The sequence below is a fragment of the Rhodococcus sp. KRD162 genome (assembly GCF_017168335.1).
Lineage (GTDB): Bacteria > Actinomycetota > Actinomycetes > Mycobacteriales > Mycobacteriaceae > Rhodococcoides.
This window is the reverse complement of the sequence record NZ_JABFAU010000013.1, coordinates 361689-377966: the sequence shown is the minus strand read 5'-3', so window position 1 is coordinate 377966 and position 16278 is coordinate 361689. Positions and strand designations below refer to the sequence as shown.

General features: G+C 65.0%; 15 protein-coding genes and 1 pseudogene. 7 read left to right on the top strand and 9 right to left on the bottom strand.

Translation table 11 applies throughout. The features are described from left to right. Nucleotides 1-22: 22 nt before the first annotated feature. The 6 genes and pseudogenes from paaB to J1M87_RS18870 all read right to left on the bottom strand — a co-directional run bounded on the left by paaB (nucleotide 23) and on the right by J1M87_RS18870 (nucleotide 5036). Nucleotides 23-400: a 1,2-phenylacetyl-CoA epoxidase subunit PaaB gene (gene paaB / locus J1M87_RS18895; RefSeq protein WP_206491105.1), complete on the bottom strand. Its 378-nt coding sequence runs from the start codon at nucleotides 398-400 to the stop codon at nucleotides 23-25. After that, nucleotides 397-1359, bottom strand: a complete 963-nt coding sequence (gene paaA, locus J1M87_RS18890; RefSeq protein ID WP_206491104.1) for a 1,2-phenylacetyl-CoA epoxidase subunit PaaA — start codon at nucleotides 1357-1359, stop codon at nucleotides 397-399. The genes paaB and paaA overlap by 4 nt, the downstream gene beginning before the upstream one ends. A gap of 120 nt (nucleotides 1360-1479) precedes the next feature. Then, nucleotides 1480-2250, bottom strand: coding sequence for an enoyl-CoA hydratase-related protein (locus J1M87_RS18885; RefSeq protein WP_206491103.1), 771 nt, complete (start codon nucleotides 2248-2250; stop codon nucleotides 1480-1482). Then, nucleotides 2247-3121 (bottom strand): annotated as a pseudogene (locus J1M87_RS18880) (3-hydroxyacyl-CoA dehydrogenase family protein). Before J1M87_RS18880 ends, J1M87_RS18885 begins: the two are co-directional and overlap by 4 nt. Next, nucleotides 3118-3840 (bottom strand): enoyl-CoA hydratase/isomerase family protein, encoded by a 723-nt coding sequence (locus J1M87_RS18875; protein ID WP_206491102.1) that lies wholly within the window; start codon nucleotides 3838-3840, stop codon nucleotides 3118-3120. The pseudogene J1M87_RS18880 and the gene J1M87_RS18875 overlap by 4 nt, the downstream one beginning before the upstream one ends. After that, nucleotides 3837-5036 carry a thiolase family protein gene (locus J1M87_RS18870; RefSeq protein ID WP_206491101.1) on the bottom strand — a complete coding sequence of 400 codons (1200 nt, stop codon included), beginning with the start codon at nucleotides 5034-5036 and terminating at the stop codon, nucleotides 3837-3839. The genes J1M87_RS18875 and J1M87_RS18870 overlap by 4 nt, the downstream gene beginning before the upstream one ends. 110 nt (nucleotides 5037-5146) lie before the next feature. Between J1M87_RS18870 and J1M87_RS18865 the strand changes: the two genes are divergently transcribed. The 5 genes from J1M87_RS18865 to J1M87_RS18845 all read left to right on the top strand — a co-directional run bounded on the left by J1M87_RS18865 (nucleotide 5147) and on the right by J1M87_RS18845 (nucleotide 9708). Next, the gene (locus tag J1M87_RS18865) at nucleotides 5147-5758 is read left to right on the top strand and encodes a TetR/AcrR family transcriptional regulator (protein WP_032380646.1); all 612 of its coding nucleotides are present in this window, start codon (nucleotides 5147-5149) and stop codon (nucleotides 5756-5758) included. Between the two features lie 76 nt (nucleotides 5759-5834). Beyond that, a complete protein-coding gene (gene paaZ, locus J1M87_RS18860; RefSeq protein ID WP_206491100.1) occupies nucleotides 5835-7862 on the top strand; it encodes a phenylacetic acid degradation bifunctional protein PaaZ in 2028 nt (675 codons plus the stop codon). Next, nucleotides 7859-8176 (top strand): EthD family reductase, encoded by a 318-nt coding sequence (locus tag J1M87_RS18855; RefSeq protein ID WP_206491099.1) that lies wholly within the window; start codon nucleotides 7859-7861, stop codon nucleotides 8174-8176. Before paaZ ends, J1M87_RS18855 begins: the two co-directional genes overlap by 4 nt. Next, entirely contained in the window at nucleotides 8173-8568 is a 396-nt protein-coding gene (gene paaI / locus J1M87_RS18850) for a hydroxyphenylacetyl-CoA thioesterase PaaI (RefSeq protein WP_206491097.1), read from the top strand. Before J1M87_RS18855 ends, paaI begins: the two co-directional genes overlap by 4 nt. Nucleotides 8569-8598: 30 nt before the next feature. Next, complete coding sequence (locus J1M87_RS18845; protein ID WP_206491095.1) at nucleotides 8599-9708, top strand: CdaR family transcriptional regulator; 1110 nt, start codon at nucleotides 8599-8601, stop codon at nucleotides 9706-9708. Here J1M87_RS18845 and J1M87_RS18840 read toward each other — a convergent pair. After that, nucleotides 9692-11101, bottom strand: a complete 1410-nt coding sequence (locus J1M87_RS18840; protein ID WP_206491093.1) for an FAD-binding oxidoreductase — start codon at nucleotides 11099-11101, stop codon at nucleotides 9692-9694. The two genes, J1M87_RS18845 and J1M87_RS18840, sit on opposite strands and share 17 nt — an antisense overlap. A 298-nt stretch (nucleotides 11102-11399) precedes the next feature. On the opposite strand from J1M87_RS18840, the gene J1M87_RS18835 reads away from it, so the two are divergent. Further along, entirely contained in the window at nucleotides 11400-12701 is a 1302-nt protein-coding gene (locus tag J1M87_RS18835) for an MFS transporter (protein ID WP_206491091.1), read from the top strand. A 333-nt stretch (nucleotides 12702-13034) separates the two neighbouring features. Beyond that, entirely contained in the window at nucleotides 13035-13862 is an 828-nt protein-coding gene (locus tag J1M87_RS18830; protein WP_241257128.1) for a hypothetical protein, read from the top strand. Nucleotides 13863-13874: 12 nt separating this feature from the next. Here the strand turns inward: J1M87_RS18830 and J1M87_RS18825 are convergent, their stop codons facing one another. Then, a complete protein-coding gene (locus J1M87_RS18825) occupies nucleotides 13875-15044 on the bottom strand; it encodes a diguanylate cyclase (RefSeq protein ID WP_206491090.1) in 1170 nt (389 codons plus the stop codon). A 79-nt stretch (nucleotides 15045-15123) separates the two neighbouring features. Continuing rightward, nucleotides 15124-16152: an Rv1355c family protein gene (locus J1M87_RS18820; RefSeq protein WP_206491089.1), complete on the bottom strand. Its 1029-nt coding sequence runs from the start codon at nucleotides 16150-16152 to the stop codon at nucleotides 15124-15126. Nucleotides 16153-16278 lie beyond the last annotated feature (126 nt).

The window sequence follows — 16278 nt, the reverse complement described above, 5'->3', positions numbered from 1 at the left end:
CTTGTCCTCTGGGAAGTGGGTCTTACATGTGGGGGACGTTGTCGGGGATCTCGTAGAACGTCGGGTGGCGATAGACCTTGTCGCCGCTCGGCGCGAAGAACGGATCCTTTTCCGACGGCGACGATGCGACGATCGTGTTGGACGGGACGACCCAGATGCTGACGCCTTCGTTGCGACGGGTGTAGACGTCGCGCGCGTGCCGCAGTGCCATGTGGTCGTCGGCTGCGTGGAGTGAGCCGACGTGTACATGGTTCAGGCCGCGCTTGCCCCTGAGAAATACCTCGTACAAGGGCCAATCTGCTTTGACTGCTTCCCTTTTCGGCTCGACCGGGACGTTCTCGGTGGGGACTGCGCCGTGGCCGCCTTCGGCGGTGCTCGGGTACTTTTCTTGGCTCCTCATGATGCTGCGTTCCTCTGTGTTTGCTGACGGGCGGCGAATGCGGTCGCGGCCTCGCGGACCCATGCTCCGCCGTCGTGGGCTGCTCGACGGTTCGCGATGCGTTCGACGTTGGCGGCACCGTTACCCTTGATCACCTGCATGAACTCGGACCAGTCGGGCTCGCCGAAATCATGCGCCTTGCGTTCTTCGTTCCACTTCAGGTCCGGGTCGGGAAAGGTGACGCCCAGCGCCTTCGCCTGCGGGATGGACATGTCGACGAAGCGTTGGCGCAGTTCGTCGTTGGTGTGCCGCTTGATGCCCCACTTCATGGACTGCTCGGTGTTGGGTGACTCGTCGTCCGGCGGGCCGAACATCATCAGAGCCGGCCACCACCACCGGTTCACCGATTCCTGAACCATGGCACGTTGTTCGTCGGTGCCGCGCATCATGGTCGCCAGCAGTTCGTATCCTTGGCGCTGGTGGAACGACTCTTCTTTGCAGACGCGGATCATCGCGCGCGCATACGGGCCGAAGCTGCTGCGGCACAAGGGAACTTGATTGCAGATCGCCGCACCGTCGACCAGCCAGCCGATGGTGCCGACATCGGCGTACGTCAGGGTGGGGTAGTTGAAGATCGAGGAGTACTTCTGCTTGCCCTCGATGAGTTTGACCGTCAGGTCGGCACGGTCTGCTCCGAGTGTCTCCGCGGCAGAGTAGAGGTAGAGGCCGTGACCGGCTTCGTCCTGCACCTTGGCCATCAGGATCGCCTTGCGTCGCAACGACGGTGCACGGGTGAGCCAGTTGCCCTCGGGTTGCATGCCGATGATCTCGGAGTGCGCGTGCTGAGCGATCTGGCGAACGAGCGACTTGCGGTAGCCCTCGGGCATCCAGTCTCGCGGCTCGATGCGCTGTTCGCGGGCGACGGTCTCGTCGAACTCGTCCTGCAGCGTCTCGGTCGACAAGGTGGTTGACGTGGTCATAAGTCCTACTTTCATTACCGAATGATCGGTTGGTAACCAGTATGCATCGAAGTGACCCCTGGCACAAGAGCGGCTTCGCCGCACGTGCGCGGAAATTCGTAGCAGGGGTCGAACTTCCGCTCACATGCCGACGAAGGAGGCTCTCTTTTTGGACAGGAACGCGTCGACGGCAGCCTTGTGGTCCTGCGTCTGGCCCAGTTCGGTCTGTGCCTGCGCTTCGCGGTCCAAGGCGTCGGACAGTCCGGATCGAGCGATCAGCGACTTGACCTGCTTGTAGGCCTGTGTCGGTCCGGCTGCGAGTGACGCGGCCAGCGTGTGTGCGGTCTCGAGCACGTCTGCGTCGTCGACGACGCGGTGCACCAAACCCCAGTCGAGGGCTTGCGCGGCGGTAACCCGATCGCCGAGCAGCATCAGACCCGCGGCCCGGCTCGATCCCAGTGCCTCGACCAATGTGTAGCTCAATCCCGAGTCGCTGGCCAGGGCGATGCCGGTGAACGCCGTCGCGAAGGAGGACTTGGTGCCCGCGACTCGGATGTCTCCGGCGAGTGCGATCCCCAGACCCGCGCCGACGCACGCACCGGGAATGGCGACAACGATCGGCACCTCGAGGGCAGCGAGCCCTCGGATGACCGGGTTGTAATGCTCGCCGACGGTATCCATCGCTGTGGCCGGGTCGGCCTCGAGTGCAGTGACGTGCTCGCCGAGATCCTGGCCGACGCAGAAGTTCTTGCCCTCTGCGGTGATCAGTACCGCGCGCACACCCGGTGCAGCGGCGCTCTGGACCGCCTCCGCCAATGCGAGCTTCGTCTCGACGTCGAGGGCATTGTGAGCCTCGGGGCGCGCGAGGGTGATGGTCGCAAGGCCGCCGGTGATGTCGAACCGTACCGTCATGCGTTCGTCCAATCGTGAAAGCCGCGGCCGGACTTGCGTCCGATATCGCCGCGAGCAACCATCTCTCGCAGCAGTTGCGGGGGAGTGAACCTGTCGCCGAGGGTCGACGCCAGGTGTTCGGCGATCGCGAGCCGGACGTCCAAGCCCACGAGGTCGGTGGACCGGAGCGGCCCCATCGGATGTTTGTAGCCGAGCTCCATGGCTCGGTCGATGGATTCGGCGTCGGCGACGCCCTCCTCCAACATTCGAATGGCTTCGAGACCGAGGCAGACTCCGAGGCGTGAGGTAGCAAAACCGGGGGAGTCGTTGACGAGCACCTCGTTCTTGCCGAGCAGCGACACCCACGTCCGTACTCGCTCGACCACGTCGGCGGAGGTGGCCGGGGCGCGCACGATCTCGACGAGCGTCGACGCCGGTACCGGGTTGAAGAAGTGCATGCCGATGAAGCGGCTCGGATCGCTCAGTGCTGCACCGAGTTCGGCGATGGAGATCGAGCTCGTGTTCGACGCGATGACGGTATCGGGCCCGGCGATCGTGTCGACGAGAGCGAGCACCTCGACCTTGAGCGACGGGATCTCGGGTACCGCCTCGACGATCAGATCCAGTTCGGCAGGCAGCTCCGCGGGCCCGGCGACGGTGGAGACCCGCGCGAGAATCGCAGCGGGGTCCTCGCTGAGTTTGCCGCGCTCGTGCGCCCGGTCGAGACCCGGCCGAGAGCGGCCTGCCGGTCGCCCGATTCGGCGATGACGACGGTGGAACCGAGGGCCGCGAAGACCTGCGCGATACCCGCGCCCATGCGACCACCACCGACGACGGCCACCTGATCGGGTCGCTCCGCGGGCTCCACTCCTGCGTTCGAGGGAACTGTCATTTTCTCTTCTCCAGAAATGCCGTCATCCGGCGTTGTTTGTCTTCGGTCTCGAACAGCACGGCCTGGGCGATGTCGTCGGCCCAGGGGTGTGAACCGGGCGCATCGACAATCTTCTTCGTCAGGGTCAACGCCAAGGGGGCCTGTCTCGCAATACGATCCGCGAGGGCATGCGCGGCGGCGAGCGGCTCGTCGACGATCTCGAGCACCAGACCCGCGCGCAGAGCTGCGTTGGCGTCGAGCGTTCGGCCACCGAGCAGTACTTGCTTGGCCACCGATGCTCCCACCAGCGTCGGCAGCCGGTAGCTGGCTCCCGCGGCCGCCATGATGCCCAGTCCCGGTTCGGGATTGCCGAACACCGCCGAGGGTGACGCGATGCGAATATCGCACGCGTAGGACAGTTCGGCTCCGCCGCCGAGGGCGTAGCCGCTGACGGCTGCGATCGTGGGCAGGGGCAGTGCGGCGAAGCGATCGAACAGGTTTCTGTTGATGCCGCGCAGTGCGTCCTCCCGGGTACGGGCCCGCAACTGGTTGATGTCGGCACCGCCGGCGAAGTGCTCTCCCGCCCCGGTCAGGACCACGATCCTGGGATCCTGCTCGACGAGCGCGCACACCTGGTGTAGCTCACCGATCATCTCGGCGTCGATGGCATTGCGCTGCTTCTCCCGTGCCAACGTCACGGTGACGCGATCCGTCGATTCCTCGACGACAAGCGTGTTCACGGTGCCTCGATCAGCATCGACACGCCCTGGCCGACGCCGACACACAGCGTCGCGAGGCCGCGGGACGCGTTCTCACGTTCCATCCGGCCCAGCAGCGTCAGCAGAATTCGAGCACCGGACGAACCGAGAGGGTGGCCGAGGGCGATGGCACCGCCGTCGGCATTGACGATGTCCTCGTCGAGTTTCAGCTGGCGGATGACACCGAGGGACTGTGCCGCGAAGGCCTCGTTGAGTTCGACGGCACCGAGGTCCTCGACCGACCACCCGGCGCGCGTGAGCGCCTTCTGTGTGGAGGGCACCGGCCCGAGCCCCATGATGTGCGGCGCGATGCCGGCGCTCGCGCTGGTGACGATGCGGCCGCGAACCTCGAGGCCGTACTTGCGCACGGCTTCCTCCGAGGCCACCACCAGCGCCGATGCGCCGTCGGTGAACGGTGACGACGTTCCGGCGGTGACGATGCCGTCCTTGCGGAAGACGGTCTTCAAGGTGCCGAGCTTGTCGAGTGTGGTTCCGCGTCGCGGAGTCTCGTCCTCGGTGACCTCGCCGTTCTTGGTGCTGACGGGCACGATCTCGTCGGCGAAGCGTCCCGCATCCTGAGCGGCGATGGCACGCTGCTGGCTGCGGAAGGCGAAGGCGTCGGATTCCGCTCGGGTGATTCCCTCACTGAACGCGACCTCTTCGGCGGTTTCGCCCATCGACAGCGTGATCGTGGGATCGGTCCCTGCGTCGTGCGAGGCGAAGCTCGGATTGGTGAATCGCCAGCCGAGCGCCGTATCGAAGACCTCTCCCGGCTTTGCCCAGGCAGTTCCCGGCTTGGCCATGACCCAGGGCGCTCGGGTCATCGATTCGACGCCGCCGGCGACGATGACCTCGGCCTCGCCGCTGCGAATGGTGCTGGCAGCGTTCGCCACTGCTGTCAGTCCGCTCGCGCACAGGCGGTTGACGGTGTAGCCGGGCACCGTGTTCGGCAGTCCCGCGAGCAGGACGGCCATCCTGGCCACGTCCCGATTGTCCTCGCCTGCCTGGTTCGCGGCACCCAGAATCACCTCGTCGATGCGATCGGCGGGAACACCTGCTCGCCGGACGGCTTCGGCGACGACGAGCCCGGCGAGATCGTCGGGGCGTACTGACGCCAGGGCTCCGCCGTAGCGTCCGTGCGGGGTGCGTGCTCCGGCAACGAGAAATACTTCGGCCACTGGTGACTCCTTCGTATCGTTGTGTCATTAGTAACCGAACATTCGGTCGTTTGGCAAGACCTGCCGCGCGCGGTGCTGTGGATTCGGCCGTCGACTGCGAAGATGTGGCAATGACAACCGCACGCGCGCCGCGCAAGACCGGACAACCAGGGCGACCGGGATACGACCTGGATTCTCTCTTGGCAGTGGCGGTCAAGGTCTTCAACGACCGTGGATACGACGGCACCAGCATGGAGGTTCTGGCCAAGCGGCTCGGCATCACCAAGTCCTCGATCTACCACCACGTCTCCGGCAAGTCGGAGCTGCTCGAACTCGCGCTCTCGCGTGCGCTCAATGCGCTGTTCGCCGTGACGACCGAGGATCGGGCCACGACCGGGCGATACATCGACCGACTCGAATACCTGGTGCGACGAAGCGTGGACATCCTGTGCGCCGAGCTGCCCTACGTGACGCTGCTGCTTCGCGTGCGGGGCAACACCGACGTCGAGCGGCGGGCACTCGCTCGCAGGCGCGAGTTCGATTCCTTCGTCACCGGCCTGGTGGTGGCTGCAGCCGAGGAAGGCGATCTCCGCCCCGGCGTCGATCCGGCACTGGCCTCCAAGCTGGTCTTCGGCACGGTCAACTCGCTGATCGAGTGGTATCGCCCGCGTACCGGCGGATCCGTCGAGGAATTGGCCGACGCCGTGGTTGCGCTGACCTTCGACGGTCTGCGCCGAACCTAGAAGAGTGAGTCTTGACATCTCGGCCTCCGGCGACGATGGTAATTACCGACCGAACGTACGGTGATATGGAGGCGTTGTGAGCAGACTTCTGGAGAGCTATGCCCAGGGCACGTGGTACTCCGCGACCGACGACGGAGTGCCACTGCTGAGCGCCGTCGACGGCAGCGAGATCGCCCGGGTGTCATCCAGTGGGCTCGACGTGGCGGGCATGATCGACTACGCCAGAACCGTCGGCGGTTCGGCGCTTGCCGCACTGACGTTCCACGAACGCGCAGCGCTGCTCAAACAGGTGGGCCTGACGCTGATGGCAGGCAAAGAGGAGTTCTACCAACTGTCCCGGCACACCGGAGCCACCGCGCGCGATTCCGGCGTCGACATCGACGGCGGCTTCGGCACCGTGTTGAGCTATGCGAGCAAGGCCCGGCGCGAACTCCCCAACGACACGGTCTATCTCGACGGCGCAATCGAACCTCTCGGCAAGAAGGGGACGTTCCTCGGTCAGCACATCTACACCTCACGCCGCGGCGTCGCCGTACAGATCAACGCCTTCAACTTCCCCGTGTGGGGCTTCCTCGAGAAGCTGGCCCCCGCGTTCATCGCCGGAGTTCCGTCGATCATCAAGCCTGCCAGCCAAACTGCGTATCTGACCGAGTTGGTGTTCCGCCGGATCATCGAGTCGGGACTGTTGCCCGAAGGCTCGCTGCAACTGATCTGCGGGAGCGCCCGCGATGTGCTCGATCATCTCGGGGGCCAGGACTCGGTGGCGTTCACCGGATCGGCCGATACAGCGGCAATGCTGCGCTCGCACCCTGCGGTGGTGGGCGACGGCGTGCATTTCACTGCGGAGGCGGATTCACTCAACGCATCGATCCTGGGTTCCGATGTGGCACCGAGCGACCCGGAGTTCGAGCTGTTCGTCAAAGGCGTCTTCACCGAGATGACGTCCAAGGCGGGTCAGAAGTGCACGGCGATCCGACGCGTCCTGGTGCCGCAGAACTCCGTGGAGCAGGTCATCGAGGCGCTGACGGCGAAGCTGGAGAAGGTCGTCGTCGGTGATCCGAACGACGATGGCGTCACGATGGGCGCGTTGGCGAGCATCGAGCAACGCGACGAGGTGCTCAAATCCATTCGTGGACTGACCAAGTCCGCTTCGGTGGTCTTCGGTGACCCCGAGTCGGTCGACCAGAGAGCCGGGGCGTTCATGGCACCGGTTCTACTGAAGGCAGGCGACAAGGCTGCGAACGAACCACACGACATCGAGGCCTTCGGCCCCGTCTCCACCATCATCGGCTACGACGACACCGCAGAGCTGTTCGATCTCGTTGCCCGCGGCAAGGGTTCACTGGTTGCGTCCGTGGTGACCAAGGACTCGGCGCTCGCCCGCGAGATCGTCCTGGGCTGCGCGCCGTACCACGGCCGAATCCTGGTGCTCAACGCCGAGAACGCCAAGGAATCCACCGGTCACGGATCGCCCCTTCCCGTGCTGGTGCACGGAGGGCCGGGACGGGCAGGCGGCGGCGAGGAACTCGGTGGCATCCGCGGCGTTCTGCATCACATGCAACGCACCGCCGTTCAGGGAACACCGGACGTACTGACGGCCGTGGGCAACAAGTGGGTGGCGGGCTCCGCGCGCATCACCGGAGATGTCCATCCATTCCGCAAGAACCTCGGCGAGCTGAAGATCGGCGACACCATCGTCGGTGGGCCGCGGCAGGTCACTCGTGCCGATATCGATCACTTCGCGGAGTTCACCGGCGACACCTTCTATGCGCACACCGATCCGGAAGCAGCGGCCGCAAACCCACTGTTCGGCGGCATCGTCGCACACGGCTACCTGGTGGTCTCCCTGGCCGCAGGGCTGTTCGTCGACCCGGCACCGGGCCCTGTTCTGGCGAACTTCGGAGTCGACAGCCTGCGCTTCCTGACGCCGGTCAAGGCCGAGGATTCGCTGACCGTCACGTTGACCGCGAAGCTGATCACGCCGAGACAGAGCGCCGACTACGGTGAAGTGCGTTGGGACGCAGTGGTTGTGAACCAGAACGACGAACCGGTCGCCACCTACGACGTGTTGACTCTCGTGGCCAAGCCCGAGGCTGCGTCATGAGTATCCGAGTAGCCGTCTGTTACGGGTTGCCAGAGGACACGGCCGCATTCGATCAGCACTATTCCGAGGTGCACGTACCACTCGCGCGTGCCGTGCCCGGTCTGATCGATTTCACCTGGGGCACTCTCGACTCACTCGACGACTCATCACCGCCGTACTACGCGATCGCCAGCCTGTACTTCGAGGACGAGGCATCACTGCAGATCGGATTGGCTTCGCCCGAGATGAAGGCCGCAGGCAAGGACCTGCGTAACTTCGCCTCCGGCGGCGTCACGATGTTCACCCAGCACGAGCGATCGGTGTTGCAGCCATGACCGATTCGGCGATCGCACGAGCGATGTTCGAGGTCGATGCCGCGTCGCGCAAGCTCGGTATCGAACTGATCGAGCTGTCACCGGGGCACGCGAGAATGTCGATGGTCGTGACCGAGGACATGGTCAACGGTTACGCCATCACCCACGGTGGTTACGTTTTCCTGTTGGCAGACACGACTTTTGCGATGGCATGCAATTCGCACGAGGACTCGGCCGTGGCGGCACGCTGCGATATCCGCTACCTCCGGCCGACGAAGACCGGCGACGTGCTGATCGCGGATGCCGTCGAGCGCGCCCGGTTCGGACGCAACGGCATCTACGACGTGTCGATCACGTGCCGGGGCGAGCAGATCGCCGAGTTTCGGGGCGATAGTCGCACGATTGCGCGTTAGCGGGCCAGCGCGCGGAAGTACGGTGAACCGGTGACGACCTCGGACCTCTCGGCTCTGGCGGATGCGACCGCCACGGCTGCGGGCGGCGCTGTGGCGGTGATGGACCCTCGGGGCTACGTGGTGGCGTACTCGTCCGTTCCTGGACAGCCGATCGACGATGTGCGACGCGACGGCATCCTGGGCAAACAGGTCCCGGCCGAATACATGGTGCACCACATCGATCCGGACTTCCGACGAAGCTCGACGGTGCATGCGGTCGACATTCCCGGGGTGCTGCCGCGTCTGGCGATCGCCGTTTCCTCGGACGGTGACTACCTCGGCTCGATCTGGAGCATCGCGTCCGGTGTCGGCCCCGGCCCACCCGATCCGCGGTCGGTGGCGGCGTTGACTCGTGCGGCAGCCGCCGCAGTTCCGTTGCTGGCCCGGCATCATCGGGACGGTGCCGACAACCCACGGGTGCGCGCTCTGTTGACCGATCCCGAGGTCGTCACTGCGCCCGGCGCTCGCTACCTGGTGCTGGCTGCGAGGGTGGATTCGCCACAGCCGCAGGCACTTCTGGTGCAACTTGCCGGTCTGTTGGAACTCACGTTCGGCACTGCCACGGACTCGGGGTGCCTGGTCGAGGACGGCAGAGTGTTCCTGGTGCTGGAATCGGAGGACGACCGTGCCTTCGCCGCGGAGGCGGAGGAGGTTCGACGACGGGCGTCGGCGGCCTTCGGTGTGTCCGTGACCTGTGCGATCGGCGGGCCGCAGGACAGACCGTCGGCGGCGCGCAGTCACGCACACTGGACACTCGACGTGATCGAGGATGGCGCGCAGACAACGACTTTCGAATGCAGCCGGGTTCCGGTCACCTTGCGGCGGGCCCGCGGTGCGCTCTCGGACGTGGCACTGGCGTTGCCTGCGGTGGAGCGGTTGCTTGCCTGCGATGCGTCTGAGGGTACCGAGTACGCCGCAACGGTGTTGGCGCTGTTGACGCACGAATCCAATGTCGCCGCTGCCGCTGCGTCACTGTATCTGCACCCCAATACTTTCCGCTATCGGCTGCGGCGTACCAAGGAGCTGTTCGGGCTCGATCTCGACGATGCGGACACCCGGTTGCTGGTGTGGTTGTCGCTGCGGCTCAGGACCGCGCGGTGAGCATCTTTCCAGGATTGAGCAGGTAGTGCGGATCCAGTAGCTCCTTGATCCCGCGTTGTAGTTCCGCGGCAACGGAATCGAGTTCTCTCTCGAGGAGATCGCGTTTGAGTAGGCCGACGCCGTGCTCACCGGTGATGGTCCCGCCGAGTGCGAGGGCGAAGGCTGCGATCTCGTCGAACGCCTGGCCGGCGTCCGCCGACGAGGCCGGATCCGCTGGGTCGACGATCACGGTGGGATGAATGTTGCCGTCTCCCGCGTGACCGACGACACCGATGACGAGACCGAGGCGTTCGGCAATCCGCCCCACCTCGTCGATCATCGAGGCGAGATGCGAGATGGGAACGGACACATCGTCGACCAGCGGCGAGCCGAGGCGTTCTAGTGCCGGGTACGCCAATCGACGGGCTTGGACGAGTTGTTCGGACTCCATCTCGTCCTCGGCGACTGCTACGTCCACGGCACCGGATTCGGTGCAGTGCGCGGCGATTTCTTCGAGCTCGCGCACGGCGGCCGGGCCGGCATCGGATTGGGCTATCAGGACGGCTGCGGCGTCGGTGCCGAAGTCCATGCGCGCGTACGCGTCGATCGCGGCAACTGTGGTGCGATCCAACAGCTCGAACAAGCTCGGGGTGATGCCCGCGGCCCGGATCCGGGCCACTGCCTCTCCTGCTGCGGCCGTCGAGGGGAAGGTCGCTGCCATCGTCAAGGGGGTCGCGGCCGGAAAGTCGAGTCCCACTGTGGCTTCGGTGATGATGCCGAGCGTGCCCTCGGATCCGACGAACAGCTCGGCCAGCGAGAGGCCGGCTACGCCTTTGACGGTTCGTCGACCGAGGAAGGTGGCGCGGCCGTCGGCGAGTACGACGCGTAGTCCGCGCACGAATCGTGCTGTGACTCCGTATTTCACACAGCACAGGCCACCGGCGTTGGTTGCGATGTTGCCGCCGATGGTCGAGGTCTCCCAGCTGGACGGATCGGGAAGGTACGTCAGACCATGCTGGCGGGCGGCGTCTTTGAGTTCCTTGTTGGTGACCCCGGGTTGTACGACGGCGATGCGATCGACCGGATCGAGCTCGATGATCTTGTTCATGCGCCGGGTATTGAGGACCAGGGCTCCGGCACTGGCATTCGCGGCTCCGGCCAGACCGGTCAATGCACCCTGTGGCACAACGGGAATGCGATGTGCCGAGGCGATTTTCATCATTGCTCGTACGTCCGACTCCGTGGTCGGCAGGACTGCCGCCAGCGGGAGAGTCGACTCGCACAGGGCCGCGGCGTCGCGGCGGTAGCCGGCCAGGACGTCCGGGTCGGTCACCACGGCACCGTTGCCCAGTGCACGCGTCAGCTCGTCCATGATCGGTGAGTCGAGTACGAGCGTCGACCTCGGTGCAGTCATGAGTTCGAGTATGGCGAGGCACCATTGGATGTGTCTGCGTCGTTTACGACGAACTCGAGAGCATCGATCGGTAGTTTCCGACGAAGTGTGTTCGCCGCGTTGCTCGGACCGTCTACGCCTTGACAAAGACGGTGGCGGCGGTCACAGTGATTACCGACCGAATGGACGGTGCGTTTCCTCCGGCTTTTCGGACGTCGAAACTCCCGAGTATTCAAACGTCGGACCCCTGTCCCGCACCACTGTCAACATCTCCCTCGGCGCACTGAGCGCCGAAGCCCGAACGAAACGAGACAAGTCGATGTCAACACAGGTCGAGACGCCCATCGGCGTATCGCGCGAGCATCGCCGTGCCGCGATGGCCAGCATGGTGGGAACCACGGTCGAGTGGTACGACTTCTTCATCTACGCGCAGGCAGCGTCGCTGATCTTCGCCCAATTGTTCTTCGCGCCCATGGGGTCGTCCGGGCAGTTGGTCGCCTATGTCACCATCGGTATCAGCTTCGTCTTCCGTCCCCTCGGTGCCATCGTCGCGGGCTACTTCGGTGACAAGATCGGGCGCAAGAAGGTGCTCATCGCAACCTTGACGATCATGGGCGCTGCCACCGTGGGCATGGGACTGCTACCCACCTATGCGACCATCGGGATCTGGGCCCCGATCATCCTGATCCTGCTGAGAATCCTGCAGGGCTTCTCGACCGGCGGCGAGTGGGGTGGCGCGGCATTGATGGCCGTCGAGCACGCTCCCAAGGGGAAGCGCGGAATCTATGGTGCGGCAACCCAAATGGGTGTTCCGCTCGGCATGCTCATCGCGGTCGGAACGCTGGCGCTGTGCACCGGGTTGCTCAGCGAGGAACAGTTCGAGGCCTGGGGCTGGCGCATCCCGTTCCTGATCAGCTTCGTGCTGATCCTCGTCGGCTTCTACATCAGACGCCGTGTCGAAGAGACGCCGGTGTTCAAGGAGCTCGCAGAACGCAAGGAGCGCAACCACACTCCCGTCCGGTCCCTGTGGCGCACCAACAAGAAGCAGGTCATGCTCGCCGCGCTGTCGTTCATCGGCACCAACGGCAACGGCTACATCATCGTCGGCGGCTTCATCGTGGCGTATTCGACGCGCGAACACGGGCTGGCCCGAGTCGACGTCTTGGTCGCCAGTCTGTTCGCGGCCGTCGTCTGGGGCATCTTCACCCTGCTCGGCGCGCATCTGTCCGATCGCCACTCCCGTACCACCATCATGAACGCCGGAAACGCGGCAATGGTGTTGTGCGCCATACCGTTCTTCCTGCTCGTCGATACCGGTGAGTTGCACTGGATCTACGTGGCCCTAGGGCTCTTCGCCGTCGGCCTCGGGCTGTCGTACGGCCCCCAGCCGGCCCTCTACGCCGAAATGTTCCCCGCAGCAGTGCGCTTCAGCGGTGCGTCCATCGGCTATGCGATCGGCACCGTGCTCGGTGGGGCTTTCGTGCCGACCATCTCCGAGGCGCTGTTCAACGGAACAGGCACCTCGATGTCGATCTCGATCTACCTGATGATCCTGGCGGGTGTCTCCTTCGTGGCGACCTCGCGTATCGCCAACCGCAGAGACGAGGACCTCAGCGTCTGACATCGGTACCACACAGCCCCCGAAGCCCCCGCGGTGTCGGGGGCTCTCGGCGTTTCGGGGGCTCTCGGCGTTTCGGGTCGAGTGAGGGCGGTTGATCAACGGTGCACCCACCACGCGCATGTGACAAGTAACAGGTCACGGCGTCAGGCGGTGCGCTTGTTCGGTGATCCTTCATAGCAGTGTGGGTAGTAAGTGAATCAAAGTATGTTTTGAATGATCTTCTGGTCCGTAGGGTTGTTTTCTGAACACAATTAGTTTGACGATTGTCCAGGAACCACCCACGCGCTCGAGACGGCCCCAGAAGGGCGTCGAGCATCACCCAGGAGCTCACCTATGCCGACCCCCCTCCGCCCCAGCACGCCCTCGACGCGGACGCTCGACAACACAGGCAGCACGGTCTACACCCGTAGCGCTCCGATCCTTCGGCCGAGCTCACCGAAGGAGCGGGCAGGCCTTGTTCGGTCCCAACGGCGAGCACTCGACTGGGGGCACCGGTCGACGCTCTGCGCAGATGGCGCACTGACGTTGATTGCTGCGACGCCGTCGGGTTCGCCCGAACTGTGGTCCCGCTACGTAGCGGGAGCATGGGAGTCCTACTCACGCCACGGCGTCACCGTTGCGCTCGACATGGACGAGGTTGCTTCGGGTGCCACGACAACCCTGTTCTACGTCGTTCTCGATGCGGCAGGCACGATGCTCGGCGGCGTTCGAGCTCAGGGTCCGTACGCGATGATCGAGCAATCGCACGTCCTGACCGAGTGGAAAGACTCACCCGGACTGCCGATGGTCACCGAGCTGCTGCAGTCTCGGCTCCACCACGGAATCGTGGAAATGAAAAGCGCCTGGGTCGATGCAGGAGCCGCTGGGCGCACGGTGTCGTCCGTCCTCGCCCGGACAGCACTGCCGACGATCGAATTGACCGGAAGCAGGTACCTGTTCGCCAGCGCGGCCGATCACGTGCTGCGACTGTGGGAGAGCTCCGGTGGGCAGATCGACCACGACATCCCCGCCGCTGCGTACCCGAGCGAGCAGTATCGGACCGTCATGATGTGGTGGGACCGGGCCACCCTGGCGCACACCGCCAGTGAAGAGGTGTGGCAGTCGATGGTCGTCGAGGCGCGCTCACTGTGCGGCGATCGCAGCGTCCCGTTCGTGGCGTAGCGGTAGGCGCGATTACTGCAGCTGACGGTTCTCCGCCGGTCCGCCCTGCGCGGTGCCCTGCCATCTGATCGTCAGAGTGCCCGCGTGGCAGGCGCGGTCTCGACCATCGGTCTTGGCTCGGTACAGCGCGGCATCGGCTGCGCGGACGACGGCGTCGAGCACCTCGTCGAGACCACCGGATTCGGTCGACGCGACGCCTGCGGTGGGTAGCGCGCTGTTGCCGGACACTGCAGCCTGCACGTCCACGGTCACCGTTCCGATGCTCACGGTGACCGTGCAATCGGACCGGACCCGGTCGAGGATCTGCCGGGAAAGCTCCTGATCCTCCCGGTGGGTGGCGAGGATCAAGAACTCTTCGCCACCGGTTCGAGCGACGACCGCGTCGGATACGCTCACCACCGCGTGGACAGCGCACGCGAGGGTGTCGGCCACCGCCGCGAGCGTTCGGTCGCCCGCGGTATGACCGGCAGTGTCGTTGACGGCCTTGAAGTAGTCGACATCGACCACCAATGCAGTCAACGGTTCTCTTCGCACGAAGGACTCGTGCAGCAGGGTCTGGGCGTGGGAGAGCAAACCGCGGCGGTTGACCAGACCGGTCAACGGGTCCGTGTCGGCCAGCTGTTGCAGTTTTTCGTTGACCGACGACAGGGTTCGACGCAAGCCGCCGATGAGTGCGACCGGCACCAGCACCGTCGTCGTGGCCGCACCGATGGCAACGGCGGTGACCGCCCACCCGGAGGAGCCGACACTGACCACCGACAGAATCGTGGCCATCGCGACCGAGATCGCCGACAGGCCGGCGGTCACCCGTGGCGGCGAGCTCGATGCTGCGATGGCCGGAACGATGGCCAGCATCGAGGTGACTGCGCGCGTGCCGGCCGGATCAGCGATCAAGTAGGCGCTGACGGCGACTCCGGCCATGCCGCCGAATCCCAGGACTGCGAATTGCCGTTCACTCAACCGCCCCACCTTGGCGGCGAAGACCACGGTGATTGCGGTGAACGTCAGCACCGCGGCGAGGATCGGAAGAGCGTTCGGCCGCAGAAACGTCGGAGACAGCACGGCAATGGCCAACAGTGGCGCAGCGCCCGTGGCACTGGCGATGACCGCGGCGGTGCGGGTATCGAGCCGTGTGGGTCGGTAGTTCGCACGCCGACGAGTCGACTGGTCGAGCACGTTCATCGGTTGATTCCTCGAATCAGGGTCGGGCGAACCCCCTCACACAGTAGCTGTCGGTGCCTGTCGGTCGGTGTGCGCCCGCTCATCCCTCTGCATGGCCTGCCACCGGGTCGAGTCCAGTGCTCACCAACCCGTCCAGATCGATTCGTCGTCGACCGGATGGCAGTGGTTCACCTCGGCCGAAGGTCCGCACGGCCGCCGTGACGGCCGCCCCGCCGAGCGCGACGTCTCCGCCGAGCTGCGGCCAGGTAGAAATCGTGCGACCGATTTCCGGCAACGATGCCGTCATTCGCGCGGTCAGTTTGCTCGGGTCGAGCAGCGTGGCGGCAATCGTGCTCTTCTGCTCGATGCTCATTCCGGCGACATCTGCCGTGTCCAGTTCTCCGAGCAGTCCGTGAAATACCGGCCGGTCGGGCTCGAGATCGAAGCGTTCGACATCGAGGACGCCTCCATCGCTGGTTTCCATCACCACCGGGATTCCCCGAGCGCGAGCATGGTGGCGGACCAGCAGTTTGGTATCGATGGAGTCGCATTCCTCCACGACGAGATCGAGCCCGTCCAGGAAGCTGTCGAGTGTGTCCGCTCGCACTCCGTCGGCGAAGACCTGCACATTCAGATAGGGGTCGAGTTCGGCGATCCGTCTGGCCGCCACGACTGCCTTGTTCACACCCAGGTCGAGTACCGAGGCCGGGACGCGGTTGAGGTTCGACAGATCGAGCTCGTCGAAGTCGGCCAGACGCAATTCGCCGCACAGTCCTTCCAGTGCGAGGGTGTGCGCGACTGCGTGACCGACGCTCAGCCCGACAATTCCGATGCGCAGCCCCCTGAGTCGAGCCTGCTCTTCGATGGCGATCTTGTTTCGGTTGCGGTCCAGTCGCAGCCGATCGAAACCCCGTGGGCCGAGGACGCGTACCAGGGTCCGGTGCCAGGGGTAGTACACCCAGCGCGGTGGTTCCTCGCCGGCGTCTGCGGCGGTGGGAAGTAGTTGCCGAAGCGAGAGCAGCTGGTCTGCAGTCGTGTCGAGCACATCAATGGTGGGGTCGTCGAACAATCCACGGACGATCGAGTCCTGATCATGCCGGGATGGGTCGAACACCGTGTGCTCTGCCATTGCTGTGCACTCCAAATCTTTTGGATTGTCGGCGACGGACGCGCCGCGCGCTTCCTGCAGTCGGTGGTGACACCGGACAGCTTCACGTTACTGATCGCTGCCGAATTCTGCGGCCGCCCGGCAGCG